Origin of the sequence: Psychroserpens sp. AS72 (genome assembly GCF_038900375.1) — a bacterium.
GTDB lineage: Bacteria > Bacteroidota > Bacteroidia > Flavobacteriales > Flavobacteriaceae > Psychroserpens.
The window spans coordinates 52218-70420 of the sequence record NZ_JBBMRC010000002.1; the positions used below are offsets into that span (position 1 = coordinate 52218).

The 18203-nt window shown below is 32.4% G+C and carries 15 protein-coding genes and 1 pseudogene; 5 read left to right on the plus strand and 11 right to left on the minus strand.

The features are described from left to right. Positions 1–15: 15 nt before the first annotated feature. The 5 genes and pseudogenes from WNY78_RS03820 to WNY78_RS03840 form a co-directional block, all read left to right on the plus strand. Positions 16–963: pseudogene (locus WNY78_RS03820) on the plus strand (hypothetical protein); the annotation flags it as partial. Between the two features lie 480 nt (positions 964–1443). Further along, the gene (locus WNY78_RS03825) at positions 1444–2538 is read left to right on the plus strand and encodes a carboxylate-amine ligase (protein ID WP_342871862.1); all 1095 of its coding nucleotides are present in this window, start codon (positions 1444–1446) and stop codon (positions 2536–2538) included. Positions 2539–2553: 15 nt separating this feature from the next. After that, on the plus strand, positions 2554–3375 hold the full coding sequence (locus WNY78_RS03830) for a GMP synthase (RefSeq protein WP_342871863.1): 822 nt from the start codon (positions 2554–2556) through the stop codon (positions 3373–3375). Positions 3376–3381: 6 nt separating this feature from the next. Continuing rightward, positions 3382–4581: a hypothetical protein gene (locus tag WNY78_RS03835; protein ID WP_342871864.1), complete on the plus strand. Its 1200-nt coding sequence runs from the start codon at positions 3382–3384 to the stop codon at positions 4579–4581. Between the two features lie 49 nt (positions 4582–4630). Then, positions 4631–5329 (plus strand): DUF3667 domain-containing protein, encoded by a 699-nt coding sequence (locus tag WNY78_RS03840; RefSeq protein WP_342871865.1) that lies wholly within the window; start codon positions 4631–4633, stop codon positions 5327–5329. 213 nt (positions 5330–5542) lie between these two features. Here WNY78_RS03840 and WNY78_RS03845 read toward each other — a convergent pair whose 3' ends face one another. The 11 genes from WNY78_RS03845 to WNY78_RS03895 form a co-directional block, all read right to left on the minus strand. After that, the gene (locus tag WNY78_RS03845) at positions 5543–6742 is read right to left on the minus strand and encodes an ATP-grasp domain-containing protein (protein WP_342871866.1); all 1200 of its coding nucleotides are present in this window, start codon (positions 6740–6742) and stop codon (positions 5543–5545) included. A 62-nt stretch (positions 6743–6804) separates the two neighbouring features. Then, positions 6805–8214 carry a leucyl aminopeptidase family protein gene (locus WNY78_RS03850; RefSeq protein ID WP_342871867.1) on the minus strand — a complete coding sequence of 470 codons (1410 nt, stop codon included), beginning with the start codon at positions 8212–8214 and terminating at the stop codon, positions 6805–6807. Between the two features lie 3 nt (positions 8215–8217). After that, positions 8218–8991, minus strand: a complete 774-nt coding sequence (locus WNY78_RS03855; protein ID WP_342871868.1) for an alpha/beta hydrolase-fold protein — start codon at positions 8989–8991, stop codon at positions 8218–8220. Positions 8992–9188: 197 nt separating this feature from the next. After that, positions 9189–10661 carry an IMP dehydrogenase gene (gene guaB / locus WNY78_RS03860; RefSeq protein ID WP_342871869.1) on the minus strand — a complete coding sequence of 491 codons (1473 nt, stop codon included), beginning with the start codon at positions 10659–10661 and terminating at the stop codon, positions 9189–9191. Between the two features lie 33 nt (positions 10662–10694). Next, on the minus strand, positions 10695–11204 hold the full coding sequence (locus tag WNY78_RS03865) for a hypothetical protein (protein WP_342871870.1): 510 nt from the start codon (positions 11202–11204) through the stop codon (positions 10695–10697). Continuing rightward, positions 11205–11732: an FMN-binding protein gene (locus WNY78_RS03870; protein ID WP_342871871.1), complete on the minus strand. Its 528-nt coding sequence runs from the start codon at positions 11730–11732 to the stop codon at positions 11205–11207. Between the two features lie 88 nt (positions 11733–11820). After that, positions 11821–12978 (minus strand): porin, encoded by a 1158-nt coding sequence (locus WNY78_RS03875; RefSeq protein ID WP_342871872.1) that lies wholly within the window; start codon positions 12976–12978, stop codon positions 11821–11823. Positions 12979–13105: 127 nt separating this feature from the next. Continuing rightward, positions 13106–15301: a PepSY domain-containing protein gene (locus WNY78_RS03880; RefSeq protein ID WP_342871873.1), complete on the minus strand. Its 2196-nt coding sequence runs from the start codon at positions 15299–15301 to the stop codon at positions 13106–13108. Positions 15302–15312: 11 nt separating this feature from the next. Continuing rightward, positions 15313–15798, minus strand: coding sequence for a DUF2271 domain-containing protein (locus WNY78_RS03885; protein ID WP_342871874.1), 486 nt, complete (start codon positions 15796–15798; stop codon positions 15313–15315). A gap of 12 nt (positions 15799–15810) precedes the next feature. Continuing rightward, positions 15811–17280, minus strand: coding sequence for an ankyrin repeat domain-containing protein (locus WNY78_RS03890; protein ID WP_342871875.1), 1470 nt, complete (start codon positions 17278–17280; stop codon positions 15811–15813). Between the two features lie 10 nt (positions 17281–17290). Further along, a complete protein-coding gene (locus WNY78_RS03895; RefSeq protein ID WP_342871876.1) occupies positions 17291–18196 on the minus strand; it encodes a DUF6607 family protein in 906 nt (301 codons plus the stop codon). Positions 18197–18203: the final 7 nt, after the last annotated feature.

Here is an 18203-nt window from a genome sequence, read left to right on the forward strand (position 1 = left end):
TAAATCTTTTCAAAAATGAGAAAAATAGGAATTTTATTCGGTCAAGAAAACACCTTCCCTTGGGCTTTTATTGACAGATGTAACGAAAAAATAAAAGAACAAGGTATTAAAAACATGATGGCAGAGGCTGTTTCAATAGATACTGTTGAACAAGCAAAATCTGATGAGTACGCTGTTATTATTGATAGAATATCTCAAGACGTTCCGTTTTATAGAGCATTTTTAAAAAATGCAGCCATTACAGGAACTGCAGTAATCAACAACCCATTTTGGTGGAGTGCTGACGAAAAGTTTTTTAATAATGCTTTAGCAGAAAAAGTTGGTGTACCAGTACCAAAAACTTTTATTTTACCTTCATCTCATAGACCACCAGATACAGACGAGAACTCATTTAGAAACATGAAATTTCCATTTGATTGGGAAAAAATGTTTGAAACAATTGGTTTTCCTGCATACATGAAACCACATGATGGTGGTGGCTGGAAAAGTGTGTATCGAGTAGAAAGTCCTGAAGATTTATGGGAAAAACATGGTGAAACGGAGAATTTAGTCATGATGCTTCAAGAAGAAATTAACTTCACAGAATATTTTAGATGTTACGCATTAGGTACAGATAAAATACACATTATGCAATATGAGCCAAGAAATCCTCACCACTTACGTTATGTTTTAGATGGAGATCCTGTTGATAAAAAAATATTAGATTTAGTTGAAGAATATTGTATTAAATTAAACAAAGCATTAGGTTACGATTTTAATACAGTTGAATTCGCGATTAGAGATGGGATTCCTTACGCTATTGATTTTTGCAACCCTGCACCAGATGCAGATGTAAATTCTGTAGGACAAGAGAACTTTGATTGGATTGTAGAAAATGCTGCAGATATGGCAATTTCAAAAGCAAAACAATACAAAAAAGGACAAATGAACCTTACTTGGGGAACTTTTGTGACAGATCAAATTTCAGCACCTGCAAAACCAGCCAAAAAAGCTGCAGTTAAAAAGAAACCGGTTGCTAAAAAACCTGTAGTTAAGAAAGCTGCTGCTAAGAAAACTGTTGTAAAAAAAGCACCAATAAAAAAGGCAGCTACAACAAAGTCATCAACTAAAACTGTTGCTAGTAAGACAACAACTGCAACAAAAGTGGCAACAAAAAAAGCACCTACAAAAACAGTAAAAGCTAAAAAGGCTGCTCCTAAAAAAGTAGCAGTAAAAAAAACTACAGCGACTAAAACAACTACAAAAAAAGCAGTTGCAAAAAAAGCTCCTGCTAAAAAAGCAGCAACGAAAACAAAAGCTACTAAAAAGTAGATTTTACAGTCATTTCGAGCGTAGTTGAGAAACAATGGTTTCTTAATTTTAAAGCATTTCGACTACGCTCAATGTGACAGATATTTTATAGTTCATACTCTCAGATTATGACTTTAATTTAACCTTACAAATATGAATTTCACATTAGGCATTGAAGAAGAGTATCAAATTATTGATCCTATTACAAGAGAATTAATTTCTCATGATCAAAAGATTGTTACAGAAGCTGCCAAAGTACTCAACGACCAGGTTAAAGCAGAAATGCATCAAGCTGTTGTAGAAGTAGGTACTAATATTTGTACTGATATTACAGATGCTAGAGCACAAATCTCACATCTTCGACAATCAATATCTGGTATTGCTAACGATTTAGGTTTTAAAATTGGTGCTGCTGGTACACATCCCTTTTCTAAATGGGAAAACCAACACATCACTCCTAATCCTAGATATGATGAAATTATCAATGAGTTACAAGATACTGCGCGTTCAAACTTAATTTTTGGATTGCATGTACATGTTGGTATGGAAGACAAACAAATGGCAATCCACTTAGTGAATGCTATGCGTTATTTTTTACCACATTTATATGCTTTATCAACAAATTCTCCATTTTGGGAAGGACGCAATACAGGTTTTAAATCGTTTAGATCTAAAGTGTTTGACAAATTCCCAAGAACAGGAATTCCAGGCGTTTTTGACAACTATGCTCAGTATGAGAATTATGTAAATATATTGGTAAAAACGAATTGTATAGATAACCCAAAGAAAATTTGGTGGGACATTAGAGTTCATCCATTTTTCCCAACGTTAGAAGTTAGAATTTGTGACGTACCATTAACAGTAAACGAAACGGTTTGCATTACTGCATTAGTACAAGCTTTAGTTGCAAAATTATATAAATTAAGAATGAACAATCTTAATTTCATGAATTACCACAGAGCACTAATTAACGAAAATAAATGGAGAGCAAGTCGCTACGGAATTGATGGAAAAATGATTGATTTTGGTAAAGAGTGTGAAGTAGAAACTAAACTCTTAATGCTAGAACTCCTAGATTTTATTGATGATGTTGTTGATGACTTAGGGTCTAGACATGAAATAGAATATATTCATCAAATGATCGAAAACGGAACTGGTGCTGACAGACAATTAGAAATTTTTAAACAAACAAATGACCTCATAAAAGTCGTTGACTATATTACAGACCAAACCATATCAGGTCTTTAAATTAACCTACAATTAATGATGATGAAAGATAAAGTGAAACTTGCCATTTTGGACATGAATAATGACAAACCCAATCAAGGATTGCGTTGTATAACCGAAATTGTGACTACTTTCAATGAAGATGTAGATTATGAAATCTTTAATGTACGAGCAAAAAATGAATTGCCAGATACATCATTTGATATTTATATTTCTAGTGGTGGACCAGGAAGTCCGTTAGACGAAGGTAGTTGGAGAAAACCTTACTTAGACTTAATGCAAGAGCTTTGGGATTTTAATAAAATTTCCGAAGGTAAAAAGAAATCAGTATTTGTAATCTGCTACTCATTTCAAGTACTTTGTCATTATTTTCAATTAGGAGATATAAAACCAAGACGTAGCACTTCATTTGGGATATTAAAAATGCACCAAACCAAAAAAGGACATAAGGATCCAATTTTTGAAGGTCTTAGTGATCCTTTTTATGCTGTAGATTCTAGAGATTGGCAATTGATTCAACCAAGACTTACTGTCTTTAAAAATCATGGCGCTACAATTTTAAGTCTTGAAAAAATTAGAACACATGTTGAACTAGAACGTGCCATCATGGCTGTTCGTTTTTCTTCGGAATTTGTTGGAACTCAATTTCATCCTGAAGCAGAACCTGTAAGTATGGAAGCTTATTTTTCTTTAGAAGAAAACAAGCAGGTGGTTATTAATAGTTTTGGTGAAGAAAAATACAACCAAATGATGGATCGTATGGATGATCCCGAAAAAATAGCGCTGACATATAGCACCATATTACCAAAGTTTATTCAAAATGCAATTGCTAAAGTGAAGCAACCCATAATGTCGTAAAGAACAATGATAAAAGATATTCGAAGTGCTTATAATTCTAATTTTACTGAAGAAAAGTATCAAACATTCCTTAAGGATATTGACTCAACATTTAATTATAATGTAAAATTTAAAATTGCCGAAACACCAGTTTTTATTACTAAAGCTTTAAAATCAAAATTAGTAGAAGCTTGTAATGAGATTATGTCTGTTATCAACAAACCAAACTTTAAAGAATTAACAAATGGTGCTTTTTTTGATGCAACTACTATTGTACCAAATGAAGATGACCATTCTAAGTTTATTCAATTAGACTTTGGGATTTGTAAAAATGAGAATGGGGAATTAGCACCAAAACTTATAGAATTACAAGGGTTTCCGTCGTTATACGCCTTTCAAGAATTATTAGGACGAAAATATCGCGAACACTTCGGAAATGTGATTCCTAAACATTTTTCTCAGCATTCAAGTGGAATATCAACACATGATTACATCGAGTTGTTACGACAAGAAATTGTTGGAGAGACAGATCCTAAACAGGTTATTTTATTAGAAATAGAACCAGATCAACAAGCCACAGCAATAGATTTTTATGCTACTGCAGACAATCTTGGTATTAAAGTATTATGTATTACAGATTTGAAGAAAAGAGGAAAAACACTCTTTTATTTGGATGAAAACGGAAACGAAATTGTAGTTCTAAAAATATACAATCGTATTATTTTTGATGAACTACATCAACGTAAAGATCTTAAAACAGAATTCAGTTTTCAAGATGAAATTGATGCAGAGTGGATTGGTCATCCCAATTGGTTTTATAGAATTAGTAAATACACCATGCCTTTACTAAAAGGTGATTATGTGCCAAAATCGTATTATTTAGATCAATTAGAAAGCATTCCTGAAGATTTAGAAAACTACGTTTTAAAACCACTATATTCTTTTGCAGGAGCAGGTGTTCAAATTCATGTTACAAAAGAGATGATCGACAGCGTTACTAATAAAGCAAATTACTTATTGCAAGAAAAAGTAGTTTATGCACCAGTGATTGAAACAATGGATGTGCCAGCAAAATGCGAAATTAGAATGATGTTGCTTCACAACTCTAAAACTAACAAAACAGAAATCGTTAGTAACCTCATGCGTTTAAGCAAGGGCGAAATGGTTGGCGTAAAATATAATAAGGATAAAACTTGGGTTGGTGGAAGCACTGCTTTTTTTGAGTAGACACACAACCAAATATTTTATATTTTTAACATCGAAATAAAACAATTGAATGACCTGTATTTCTTGTAACCATAATCATGACGAAAATTACTGTCCAAATTGTGGTGAGAGAAACGGTATAAAAAAAATCACATTTAACTCCATCATTGAAGATGCGTTTTCAACGATTACCAATATGGATAAAGGCTTTTTATTTAATCTAAAAGCTTTGTTTTTAAATCCTCGAGAGATCACGACCAACTTTATTCAAGGTAAAAGGAAATGGATTTTAAATCCCATCTCTTATTTAATTATTTCTATCACGTTATATATTATTGTTGTTACGGTTTTAAAAACTCCAAGAGACATTGACGACATAAGAAGGCTTCCTAAAGATTTACCACAAAAAATAGGATATGAAGCAGGATACTTTATAGCAGGACATCTAAAATATTATTGGATATTTACTATAATTCCATTTGGACTATCTATTAAAGTAGTCTTTAACAAATTTAATTTTTTAGAAAATGTGGCTGTTAGTTCATTTGTAATAGGACAAGCTACTTTAATTGGTATTATTAGTTATGTTTTGCTAAAAGTACCTTTATTATATGATCCAGTTGTGTATTTTGCTATTGCTTGGATGATATATAGAATTTTTAAAGGGAAGGATAAGATTGAATCAGCACTATTGGCTTCTGCAGTCATGGTGTTATTCGTGTTTCAGTTGTTTTTATTAATTATATTAATTGGGTGGATAAAGGCCTAACCTTTCTTAAGTTATCGACTTTGAAAACTGACAAAAAAGAAATCAGTTAAAGCTTAAATTACTCACATTGTAGTTTAGTGTTGCTTGTACTCTTCATAGACGAGCGTTAGCTTAGCAGTATTTCTATTGTTGAGTAATCGATAGAAACGAGTTCTAGCTTAATGTTTTTTATTTTATCAAATATACCACAACTCATCAATCAACTCCCAAAACCTACAACGACTTATCTGGAGCTGGTAAACTGGCATGAAACTCCTTCCCTATTCTATCTGTATACTGATCTAACAATTCTAATACACGTTCACTAGAATCTGAAACTACAATGAGTCCAATATGCCATTGTTTATCCATTCTCCAAGCAATTTCTTTATCTGTGAAGCTTGAAGTATCAGGATATTCAAATCGGCTTAAAGACACCACAATTCCTGCGTATTGATTATTAATCTTAGGTAATTTATACTTAGTTTTCCTTAGGTTTGCAGCTTCAATTTTTGCCCATTCAGACCATAAGTTTATTCCAGATGCGTATTGCACCATTTCGGCTAAATTTGCACCTCCTACTCTAGATGATGTTTCTAAAAAGAATAATTCTCCAGTGGCTTTAGATTGTATAAACTCAGTATGAGACGCTCCAAATTGCATCCCAAATGCTTTCATCACTTCAGCATTCATTTTTTGTAGACCTTTTTCAATTTTAGATCCAATCTTAGAGCTTGCAGATCTAAAAATTCCGCCTCCATGAGCCACTTCAAAAGGTGTATCTAAATATTTACTCACTCTAGAAAACATCACTTTTCCGTCAACATTTAATCCGTCAACATGAAACACATCTCCTGGTGCAAATTTTTCGACTAAATAATTATCGCGTTCATCACCTAAATCATTGATGACTTGCCACAATTCATCTTTACTATGTATTTTTTTAATTCCTGTTGCTGAGGCTTCCATTCTTGGTTTAATTAACCAAGGTGCAGGCACACGATCTGCATATTCATTGATAGTATCATTATTAAATAAATCTGTAAACTCAGGCACATTAACACCTTCTTCTTTTGCTTTTACTCGCATTGCGAGTTTATCTCTAAAATAATGTGCTGTAGTTCTTCCCATTCCTGGCATTCTAAAATGCTCACGAAGTAATGCTACTTTTTCAACATCAAAATCATCAAGTGCTACAAAACGATCAAACTTAATCTCTCTAAATTTATAAGCAATGCCTTTACTTACATCATGTTGATTCCAATCTTCAATATAAAACGTATCGTCAATAGATTCCCAAGGCCAAGGTTCTTGATCTAGCTTTTTCTTAGTTAATAAAAAGACATTATTTCCATCTGCTTTACAGCTTTTCAGGAAATCTTCGCCTTTAAAATACGTTGAAATGCAAAGGAAGTTTAGTGGTTTTTTAGACATGATGTTATTTTAGAATCAAGACTTGATTGATTAGTACTTTCAATTTACAAAACTTAATATGATTAAGATACTTTCGATTTAATAAATTCTGTAATTAACTGAATCCCATAGCCTGAAGCACTTTTCATTTTTGCGTAAGGAGAGCTTCCGAAGGAAACACCTGCAATATCTAAATGCATCCATTTTTCATGATCTTCTGTAAATGCTTCTAAAAACTTGGCTGCATTTGTTGCTCCAGCTAGCGGATTTCCACTAAAGTTTCTAATATCTGCGATATCGCTGTGCAAGTCACTTTCATAATCTTCAAACATTGGTAATTGCCACACGCGTTCGTGAACTTTGTATCCAATATCTGATGTTGTTTTAGCCATCTCTTCGTTATTCGTAAACATTCCAGCAGCATGATACCCTAAAGTTCTCACGACACTTCCTGTTAATGTTGCCAAATCAATCAAATATTCAGGCTTAATTTTTTTAACAGCATAGCTTAATCCATCTGCTAAAACCAAACGACCTTCTGCATCTGTATCAATAATCTCAATTGTTTTACCAGAGTACGAATTTATCACATCTCCTGGTCTGTAACTTTCAGCATCTACAGCATTTTCTGCAGAGCAAACAACACCTACAATATTGATATTTAGTTTTAATTTAGCTACCAATTCTACAACTCCTAACACAACAGCTGCTCCACCCATATCACTTTTCATGTAGTGCAAATTTGTAGATGGTTTAATGGATAGTCCACCAGAATCAAAAGTAATCCCTTTACCAACGAGTGTGATATCTACTTTTTTAGTCTTTTTTGGTGTGTATTCTGTAATAATTACTACAGGTTTATTCACACTTCCTTTACCAACAGATAATACAGCGTCGAAGCCTTTTTTCTCCAGCTCTTTTTCTTTTAAAACGGTACATTTATAGTCAGCTTCTTTCGCTGATTTTTTTGCCCATTTCCCTAAAAATTCTGGTGTTTTAATATTTGGTGGTGCATCAACTAAAGCTTTAATTTTATTGATGGTCTCACCTGTAAATTTCCCTTCGTCTAAACTCTTTTTAATGGTTTTAGATGATGAAAATGAGACAACCGTTTTTTGATCTTTTTTGATTTCAGATTTATACTCACCAATCTGATATTGAGCCATTTCAAAACCAATAACTGCTTTTTTTATCTGGTCTTCGGAAAGATCTTCAGCGTAAACCTGAATCGTTTTATCCCAATGTTTCTGGGTTTCAAAAGCTAATTTCCTGAAGGTCTCTTCTAATTTTACCAACTCCTTTTCTTCTCCTAAACCAATGAGATAAATACGGTTACCCTCTTTTCCGTAGAGTAATTGATAGGTAGAAAAACTACCATCAAAATCTGGTTTATCAATTGGTAAAAATTCTTTTATAGCATCAAGATTATCTTTTCTACATGGTAAAATAAAATCTTGTAATACATCAAGAGATTTAGTGTGTTTATACGTCATAATTTAAGATTTAAAAAAAAGCCATTTTACAGCTTTAGGGAATTCTTCTCGCCAATGCATTTCGGCATGATTACCATGTTCATTGATAGAAAAATGAAAATCGATATGATAACCTTTAGTCATTTTTTCTTTAATAATGTCTCCTAATCTGTGTGCATTAGGCAAATGTTGCTCGCTTTCTTTTCCTCCAGAATACAAGTAAATTTTTGATTCCTCTAAAGGTTTAAAGGTTTTTGTGTACTTAAATATGCGGTTAGAAATCCATAGACTAGGTGAGAAAATCATTAGTTTTCCAAAAACACCAGGATTAGACAAACCTGCATGAAGACTAATTAATGCTCCCATTGAACTACCACCAATTCCTGTATTTTCGAAATCTGTGAGTGTTCTAAATTTTTCATTGATATAAGGCATTAGTTTTTCAATCATAAACTGAATGTAAAAATCACCTTTTCCTTCACCAAAACGCGGATGATAATACGGCAAATATTCACTGATACGTTCTTGTTCGCCATGATCTACAGCAATGATAATTAAATCACCAAAACCTTCTTCTGCTAATTTTGCCATCGACTTATCAATAGCCCAATCACCATAAGGTGCAGATGGATTGAATAAATTTTGTCCATCTTGTAAATAAAGCACTGGATAATGCTTATCTGTTTCGTAATAATCGTGTGGTAATAAAGCCGAGATTTTACGAGTCGCACCTAAATGCGGAATTTCGTAGGCTTCTTCAATAACTTCTATAATAGGTTCAAACTCCGTCACTGTCATTTATAATTAATTTTTAAAAATAGGGAAAACGAATGTACAGAATTAAGTCAATAAATGCTATCCTTTAGAATATATTAATTAAAAAAAATACAAACGATTTATTACCAAAAACCTATTGATAAATGTTCGAGTAATTTAACGATCAAATGTGTTCAAAATAAACAAACCAAGTCGCTTTTCAATAATTATAAAGCAAACTATCTAGAATAATTTGGAGATTCATTTGTAATCGTTACATCATGAGGATGACTTTCATTGATACCAGATGCTGTAATTTTCACAAATTGTCCTTTATCTTGAAGCGTAGCGATATCTTTTGAACCACAGTAACCCATTCCTGCTCTTAATCCGCCAATAAATTGATGAATACTTTCAACCAATTCACCTTTGTATGGCACACGACCAACTATACCTTCTGGTACTAGTTTTTTGATATCATCTTCTACATCTTGGAAATAACGATCCTTACTACCTTGTTTCATGGCTTCAACAGATCCCATGCCTCGATACGATTTAAATTTTCGACCTTCGTAAATAATGGTTTGTCCAGGACTTTCTTTTGTTCCTGCCAATAACGATCCTAACATCACAGAATCTGCTCCTGCAGCAATAGCTTTAGGGATATCACCTGTATAACGAATTCCTCCATCTGCAATAACTGGCACACCAGAACCTTTTATGGCTGCTGCAACTTCTAATACTGCCGAAAACTGCGGAAATCCAACTCCTGCAACAACTCTCGTCGTACAAATAGAACCTGGTCCAATCCCAACTTTAACAGCATCTGCTCCTGCTTCTACTAAATATTTTGCGGCTTCTCCTGTTGCAATGTTTCCTACGATAACTTCTAACTTCGGAAATTTCTGTTTAATATCTTTTAGTACCATCACCACACCTTTGGTATGACCATGAGCTGTATCTATTATCACTGCATCTACTCCTGCTTTCACTAATGCTGTTGCACGTTCTACAGCATCTGCTGTAACACCAATTGCTGCTGCAACACGAAGTCTTCCGTAAGAATCTTTATTTGCATTTGGTTTTTGAGTAACCTTTGTGATATCTCTAAATGTGATGAGTCCAACTAGTTTATAGTTATCATCAACAATCAATAATTTTTCGATTTTATTCTTTTGTAGAATCTTCTCAGCATCTTTCAACGAAGTGCCTTCTCTTGAAGTTACTAAATTTTCCGAAGTCATTACTTCAACAATCGGTCTATTATTTTCGTGTTCAAAACGTAAATCACGATTAGTAACAATTCCTTTCAGTAAACCATTGTCGTCTACAATAGGAATTCCTCCAATACTATGCTCTGCCATGTTTTGCTTTGCATCACTCACTTTTGCTGTCAATGGCAAGGTCACAGGATCGATAATCATACCGCTTTCTGCACGTTTTACTCTACGTACTTTTTCGGCTTGTTGCTCTATAGTCATGTTTTTATGAAGTACACCAATACCACCTTCTTGAGCCATAGCTATTGCCATTTTGCTCTCTGTAACCGTATCCATAGCTGCTGAAACTATAGGAATATTTATCGTAATGTTACGCGTTAATTTGGTTTGGATATTAACTTCTCTAGGTAAGACTTCAGAAAATGCTGGAACTAAAAGTACGTCGTCATAAGTAAGACCTTCTCCAACAATTTTATTTTCGTGTGCTGTCATGATGCAATTAGAATTAATTGCGAGCAAAGATACTTATTTTAAATGAGAAGACATTTTTTTAGAGATAAATAATTGGTATAGAATTATTAGTACAGATAGTGTGTAAGTGATGGTCATCAAGGTTCCTGATATCATGACCACATATTTCATCCAGAGAATTCCATCCCATAAAAAGTAAAGACCTCCAAATGTTAAAACTACAGAGATAAATGGCTCTACAGCTAAAACAACTTTAAGTTTTTTTGAAAGTTTTGTAGTACTTAAAATTAAACCGACTAAAAAGAAGATTATAGACATGGATAAAATATGACCATGAACTAAAGTGAGCATCTGTTGTTCATTCTTTTTGAATTTCATTACAGTTGCATCCTCAACATCTTCATTACCTAAATAATGTTCTTCAATACCGTTTGGATTTGCTGAAGAGGTTTCGCTAACAAATAATAAACCCGTGTAAAACCCAATGCTCAAAACAATAATAAATGTACCAATTAGCATTTTTATTTCCTTCGGAAATGTAAAAATTAAACCATTGACTTCCATTTATAAAGCTTTTTTAGTTTTAAGAATTTCTAGTGATCTCAACATGTCATTTACTGCTGTTGTCATAGAACGTACTGAAATGGTTGCTCCAGCAATAGCGACAATATTATCTTGATATTTCAGTCTATCTTTAGGCGTTTTATCTACAAATTGTTTTAACCAACGTTTGCTACCTATCTCACCACCATAATCTTCTCTGTACACCAATACTTTAGCTTGTTTTACAACTAAATCTGTACTTAGTAGTATCAAATAATCAAACTCATCTGTTTTACTAGGTGCTTTTGAAACATAAGCATATCCTAATAATATGTTATCCTTTTTGATTTCAAAAAAATGATTTGGGCTAAATTCTGAAGGAAGTGTTTTTAAAATTTCGACATCAAAAGTTTTAGATTCGAAAACGAATTCTTCAACATCATAAGTGTTTTTTATTTCCTTATCAACCTTCTTCTGGATATTTTTAGGTAGCTGAGATCCTATAAATAAAAACGCTAAACATGTGAATAAAATAGACGTAAATTTCATATTTCAAAAGTAAACTTTTAAAAGTCTATTAGCCAAAAAAGACATAAAATCTTAATTGGCTAATACACTTGATAATATTTAAAACAACTTAGAACCAAACACCTAAACCAACATTTAATTGATTAGGAATATCTGTATCTGTTGCATTATCTTTTATTTGATAATCTGCTTTAACAACTGCACCAGGCGCAATTTTATAACTTAAACCAACTGTCCATTCATTACGATCATAACTATCATTTTTCATCAATCCTCCATCTACAGAAGCATGAGTATCATAATCTTCATATCTAGCAAAGGCAAATAATTGTTGTTGTTTTTTTAATGGTAGTAAGTTGTAAGCTGCTTCTACATAATAACCTTGTAAAGCGCTTCCTAAATCTGCTGCATTTAAAGTATTATAATCTTCACTATCGCTAATACTAGCGTGAATAAATTGACCACGAGCAGTAAAACGTTTATAAGCATATCTCGCATCAAAACCTACCATGGAAATCCCAACTGAAGTTCCATCAATATCTTCAATGTCATCTTCTGCTTGAGTACGACCAAAATATCCAGATAAACCTAAACGTAATCCTGGAAGTCCGTAGTAATCTAATTTAGCAGAAAACGTTGGAGAATCAACTGTAGATTTAATTCCTTTTTGTCTTCCGTTTCTTAATCCATTACTTCCTCCTAAAACTTTTGTGCCATTCACTGAAGAAAATCCGTTAAAAATATAAGCTTGGTAACGTAATGACGCTTCATTGAAACGACCCGAAACTCCAAAACCAATTTCTCTCCAAGTTGTTGGCACGATACTACCATCAACACTAGGTCTTTCAACACCATTAAATGTTGTAGGTTCGTGATATTCATTTACAATTCCCATTGGCACCAACATTAATCCACCACGCAGATTAACATTATCATTTAAACTATATTGTAAAAACGCTTGCTCTACAAATACTTCTTCTACATGTTCTAATTCAACTTCTGTAACAAACTGTACTTTATCATTAAACTTATATCCAAAAAGTAATACCAAACGTTGTACATCTAATTCTCCATTATCACCTTCTGGCTGGTTATATGTGATTTCTCCATAACCTCCTACTGTAACTCCAGTATTGATGTTTCCTGATAAAATACGCTGAGCTGCATTTTGTTGATTTTGAGGATTAGTGTTTAAAGAATCTGGAACTGTTTGAGCATACGTCAATGATGCAGATAATGTAATAATAAGGGCAAATACTTTTTTCATTTTGATTGTTTTGTTATTCTTATTTAGACTTGATACAGATAGTTTGGTCTAATTCGGGTGCAAATTTAAAACAGATATTTAGTTGAACCAAAGTTTATTTAGATTAATTTTAAATAAAATATTTGATTTAGTAACAATCGGTTTTAATCTGTTCATTAGATTCAAAATGACTCAATGGCAAATGAAGTATATTATTAGAGATATCATGTAGTTTTATTAAGACTTGATTTTGCATCACTATAGAACCGCAAATCATAATTACACCTCCATTTTTAAGATGTTTTCCTATAAATTTGGCTTGATTTAACAACAGATCTTGAACGTAAACTTTATCAATACCCTCTTGAGAATAAGCAATTTGACATGTTTTTAATTTATTGTCATGTAATGCCTCATCAAGTAAGCCTGAATAAAGTTTTAACGATGTTTTTTTACGTAAGCCTAGAAATAAATGAATATCGCTTTTTGCCTCATTTTGGTGAATCATCCCTAAAAAAGGTGCGATTCCTGTTCCGTTGGCTATCATGATAACTGGTTTTGATGGCTTCGGAAAATGGAAATCTTTATTTTGCTCAACTGTTGCAGATATTGTATCACTAGTATTAAGAGTACTTAAATATGACGAACATAAACCTTTATTATGTCTTTTAATGCTCAATAATATATCATCTCCAAATTTTGCTACTGAATATTGTCGCGCTGCCTCGTTAACATTAGGTTTAAAAGCTAACAAATCTCCCGATTGAAATTTCACTTTTTTTGTTGGCTTTAATTGTAACATAAAAGTGTCATCACAATTTAAATCGGTGCGTTTTACAACTTTAAATTGTCTCGTGTTTTTTGAATTAAGCTTTACTACAGGTTGTTTGATTTTAAGTTCTAAACCATTAGTAATATTCCATTGTTTTATCCACGTTTGAAAAGCTTCAAACGACTGATTATTAATTTTAAATAGTTTTAATTGTTGTTTAAAACCTTGATGTGAATTTAGAAGCGTATCAACATCTTCAGCATATTTACAATAGTCTAGATAAAGTAAAGACCCAAAACCTAAAACATTAAAATCTATTGTTTGATTTTGATGTGTATTTACGACTAAACTTTCAAATTTTGTAGCATTAATTGGTGCATCACCTTCACCATAAGTAGATGTGAAGATGACAATTTGTTTAGCTTGCTTATAGTTGGTATATGTATTCATTTCAGAAATAAAAACCGTTTTACCTTGTGAGAGTAAAGCTTTATAAAATAGGTTAGCAAAACCGATTGTACTTCCAGTTTCTGAACCTACAAGAATAATGATTTCCGAAGTATCTTTTGAAAATTTATTTTTGGAGATTCCTGGTTTCTTCCTTCGTTTTAAGGTCATTGCAAAGCCAGAATAGATAAAAAACAATAGTGCTACACAAACCACAAACAATACAATTGACCATAAAACAGTGCCTTGACCTGTATGCAAAAACAAACTCCATTGCGACAATAATTGTGTCAATGGATACTTTTGTTCACTAACAATTACTCCAGTATATTGATTGACGAGCAGCTCTTTATCTTTCAGTTTGATAAAAAAATAATCTTCTATATCTTCGGAAAATGGAAATTCTAAGCTTTTTACGTCTGTGATTTTTAACGATTTAAATAGTTCAAAGTCTGAGATTGAAGGTGTATCAATTTCCGTAGTTACAACCTCAGGATACTCATGAGATATGTTTGTTTCTGGAAGTAATGAAAACTTTTCTAGCGACAAATACACACCTGTTAGCGCGACAATCACAATAGGAATTAAAAGCCACCTACCAAAAACGACATGATAATATTGCTCGAAATTTTCGTTAACAATTTTAGAGAAGTAGCGACGAATTCCACCTTGTCTTTTGGCAATTAAAATCATTCCTGAAAGTGACATCAGTATTAAAAAGAAAGATACTAAACCAACAATAAGTCGTCCTGTTGATTTTAAAAAGAGAGAGCGATGTAAATTGGTAGCAAAACTAAAAATAGGTGCTTTTTCTATAAGATTACCTAATTTTTCGCCTGTTTCTGGATTAACGTAAAAGGTATTGTTTTCTCCCTCATTTGTAATAACAGACGCTATAACAAAATCATTCTCATCGGTTTCGATAGTCAGGATTTCATCATAACGTTCTGCTAAATGTTTTATAGTTGTCGCTACTGGTGTTTTGCTATTAATTCCATATGGTTGTAACTGATTTGAAATTGGCTCGAAAGCCAAAATCATACCAGTGACCGAAGCTAAAACTATAAAAACAGAGGAAATTAAAGCCAAAATAAGATGGCTAAATCTCCATATAGAAATGGTCATTCTTAATCGTTTTATTGAGGCATCATACGTATATATCTAATAAAACCTGTGCCTTCAATTTTACTTTTTACGTTTTGTGATGTAAGTTCAAACTCAACATCGCTTGTAAAATAATCTTGATCTTCTACAGCAGATTCAAACCTAAGTTTGTAACCTTTATCTAATTTATCATTATCAATTTCAATGACATTAATTGCACGTTCGCCTCCACTGATTGTTGCTCCAGTAATAGCATCTAGATCTGATCGCCTTTTTCCGTAGAAATCCCACCATGATTCTACAGTATTATACCACTCATCATCATCACCTTTTACATACAATGTTTTTTCATAATCGCCTTCAGGATTAAGTAATGAAATGACGATGTATGCACCTTCTCCAGTGTAATTAGTCATTTGAATCATGCATTTGTATTTTGATGATTCTTTTAAATTTTTAAAAGACATGAAGCCCAAAACCAAAACTAATAATGGTAGTATTATGCGTATTTTTTTCATAGGAAATTGATCTTATTTTAAAAATTCTATTGAGCTATTATTCTTCTTAAGTAGCTCATTTTCATTTGCTAAATCGTATGCAGTTTCTTCAAAATCAGTAACTAATGTTTTATCTGCTCCTTGATCTATAAGAAATTTTAAGACATCAGTGTTTTCAGCTTTCATAGCTGCCAAAAGTAAAGCTGTATTACCTTGGCTATTTTTAGCATTTATATCTTGTTTCATATCTAATGCAAGCTTAATTAAGTCTGTACTATTTTTATCAACAGCGAAATGAAACCATGTATTTCCGTTTTTTTGAACCCTTGTTAGATCAATATTATAATGTTTAAAGAGTTCCATTTTTTCAAAAAATTGCGCATCATTTCTTTTAGAAAAAGCATTTGCTAAATAATATGCTAAATTATTTCCCTCAGCATCTACAATAGTTGTATCGTAACCTTTTCTAATTAAAAACTCAACAACAGCTGGTGTGTTTCCTTGTATTGCAAGTGATAAAGCAGATTGTCCTTTTTTGTTAGTATCATTAATAGTTTTTAGGTTTGAAACTAATATTTTAACCACCTCTAGGTTGTTTCTTGAAGCTGCATTCATTACTGCACTATTGCCTTTAAAATCTTTTGTTGCTGCGTCTAAACCTTTTTCTAGCAAATAATAAATAAGCTCAGTATCTTCACTTCTAGATGCTACAATATGTAATGGAGAAACACCTTCTTCATTAGAAATATTTGGATCTAAATCTAGACTCTCTAAAAACTTATAAACCTCTACTCCATTTGTTTTACCTCGTGTACCATTAGCTGCAAACAAAAAAGCTTGATTTGTTCCTGTAATCCCTTTTTTTATTAAGGCACTCATTAACTCTATATTTCCTGTTTTTGCGACATAATTGAAAACGCCATTTCCATTGTTATCAACACTATTAATATCTAAACCTTTAGATTGAAAATAATTAATAAGCATTAACTCATTATCACTTGGCGCTACTAATAATAATGCATTTGCACCATTTGGAGTAAGGTCTGTTTTTAGATTAGCTCCATTTGCCAAGCACAAATCATATACCTCAGTATTTTGTTGACCTGATGATGCTGCGAAATTTAGAATTGTATTTCCTTTATCATCTGTAAGATCGGTTTTTGCACCTTTTTTCAGTAAATAATTCATGATTTCAACATTACCTTTATAGGCTGCCCAAAAGATATATGTTCTACCATCATGAGTTAGTTTATTGACATCATTACCTTTTTTTGATTGTATGTACTCAATAGTTTTAGTTGGCGCATTTTGAAGAATCGCATAAACCACTGCATCAAAATTATTAGCATTAGCTTGAGCAATATTGTTTCCTTCTTTAATTTTCAAATCTATATTTTCTATTGAAGGATTTGAACTCCAATAATCACGATTTAAAAACACATTGTCTTGAGAATAGCCAAAAACACTTATTAGAAGTGTCACGATAGCTATCAATGATTTCATCTGTTTCATATTATTTTTTCACGAAAGATTCTATTACAGTCTCAATTTGCTTTTCATCGTTTATATCTTCTGCAAATAAGTATTTGTAAAGTAATTTATTGTCTACTTTAGATTCTAATGATAGATTTTGGTGTCTTCCATAAACGTCATCCCACTTACGTCTTACAATTACCCATTTATCTTGGTTTTCTTTCCACCAATTTGCTGCTGCTTGACATCTACTATCATCAACCTTAACATACGTATTATACCCTTTTTCTTTAGCTAATATGACATCGTCTTTTCCTTCTTCACGAATCACTTTATCATTATCTTGATCATGTACCCAACCATAATTAGTAATTTCATGTCTATTACCTCTATTGGTTATGTTGTAATCACTACGCTTCGTATATTCTCTTCTTGGTAAAGGTGCAGTGGTTGTGTTTTCCCAGTAACTTTTCCCATCAACATGAACCCAAGTTGAAGAACCTTCATAACGCGGACTATCATCTACTTGATACACCTTTTGTGTCCATTGACCTTTAACAGCTTGCTTATCTTTTTCTTCGGAAAGCCATTCATTATCACCATTAAACATATAGAAATTTGTGTTTTCAAATAACCAATCTTGTCTCCAATGCTTTACGATATGAGGTTGCGCTGGATTTCCTACTTGTAATAAATGCTGAATTGAGATTTTATCATCACCATCTTCAATTAATTCTGCCCATTCTAATCCTTTATCAACCTTAGTTTTAGAAGGTCTGTACAATGAGTCTTCACTATAAGAAAACGTTTCAGCAAAGTTGAATGTTACTTCAAAGCAACCACACATTTTTTTAATAGCTTCTTGATCTAGTTCTTTCTTGTTTTGAGCATTTCCAATTGATGAAAATGTTAAAATTACGATTAGCAAACTTACTATTTGTTTCATTTTTAAG

What these genes read in the sequence shown, in the direction of transcription:
- WNY78_RS03825 (WP_342871862.1), top strand. Translation starts at nt 1,444, where the DNA reads ATGAATTTCACATTAGGCATTGAAGAAGAGTATCAAATTATTGATCCT.
- WNY78_RS03830 (WP_342871863.1), top strand. Translation starts at nt 2,554, where the DNA reads ATGATGATGAAAGATAAAGTGAAACTTGCCATTTTGGACATGAATAAT.
- WNY78_RS03835 (WP_342871864.1), top strand. Translation starts at nt 3,382, where the DNA reads ATGATAAAAGATATTCGAAGTGCTTATAATTCTAATTTTACTGAAGAA.
- WNY78_RS03840 (WP_342871865.1), top strand. Translation starts at nt 4,631, where the DNA reads ATGACCTGTATTTCTTGTAACCATAATCATGACGAAAATTACTGTCCA.
- WNY78_RS03845 (WP_342871866.1), bottom strand. Translation starts at nt 6,742, where the DNA reads ATGTCTAAAAAACCACTAAACTTCCTTTGCATTTCAACGTATTTTAAA.
- WNY78_RS03850 (WP_342871867.1), bottom strand. Translation starts at nt 8,214, where the DNA reads ATGACGTATAAACACACTAAATCTCTTGATGTATTACAAGATTTTATT.
- WNY78_RS03855 (WP_342871868.1), bottom strand. Translation starts at nt 8,991, where the DNA reads ATGACAGTGACGGAGTTTGAACCTATTATAGAAGTTATTGAAGAAGCC.
- guaB (WP_342871869.1), bottom strand. Translation starts at nt 10,661, where the DNA reads ATGACAGCACACGAAAATAAAATTGTTGGAGAAGGTCTTACTTATGAC.
- WNY78_RS03865 (WP_342871870.1), bottom strand. Translation starts at nt 11,204, where the DNA reads ATGGAAGTCAATGGTTTAATTTTTACATTTCCGAAGGAAATAAAAATG.
- WNY78_RS03870 (WP_342871871.1), bottom strand. Translation starts at nt 11,732, where the DNA reads ATGAAATTTACGTCTATTTTATTCACATGTTTAGCGTTTTTATTTATA.
- WNY78_RS03875 (WP_342871872.1), bottom strand. Translation starts at nt 12,978, where the DNA reads ATGAAAAAAGTATTTGCCCTTATTATTACATTATCTGCATCATTGACG.
- WNY78_RS03880 (WP_342871873.1), bottom strand. Translation starts at nt 15,301, where the DNA reads ATGACCATTTCTATATGGAGATTTAGCCATCTTATTTTGGCTTTAATT.
- WNY78_RS03885 (WP_342871874.1), bottom strand. Translation starts at nt 15,798, where the DNA reads ATGAAAAAAATACGCATAATACTACCATTATTAGTTTTGGTTTTGGGC.
- WNY78_RS03890 (WP_342871875.1), bottom strand. Translation starts at nt 17,280, where the DNA reads ATGAAATCATTGATAGCTATCGTGACACTTCTAATAAGTGTTTTTGGC.
- WNY78_RS03895 (WP_342871876.1), bottom strand. Translation starts at nt 18,196, where the DNA reads ATGAAACAAATAGTAAGTTTGCTAATCGTAATTTTAACATTTTCATCA.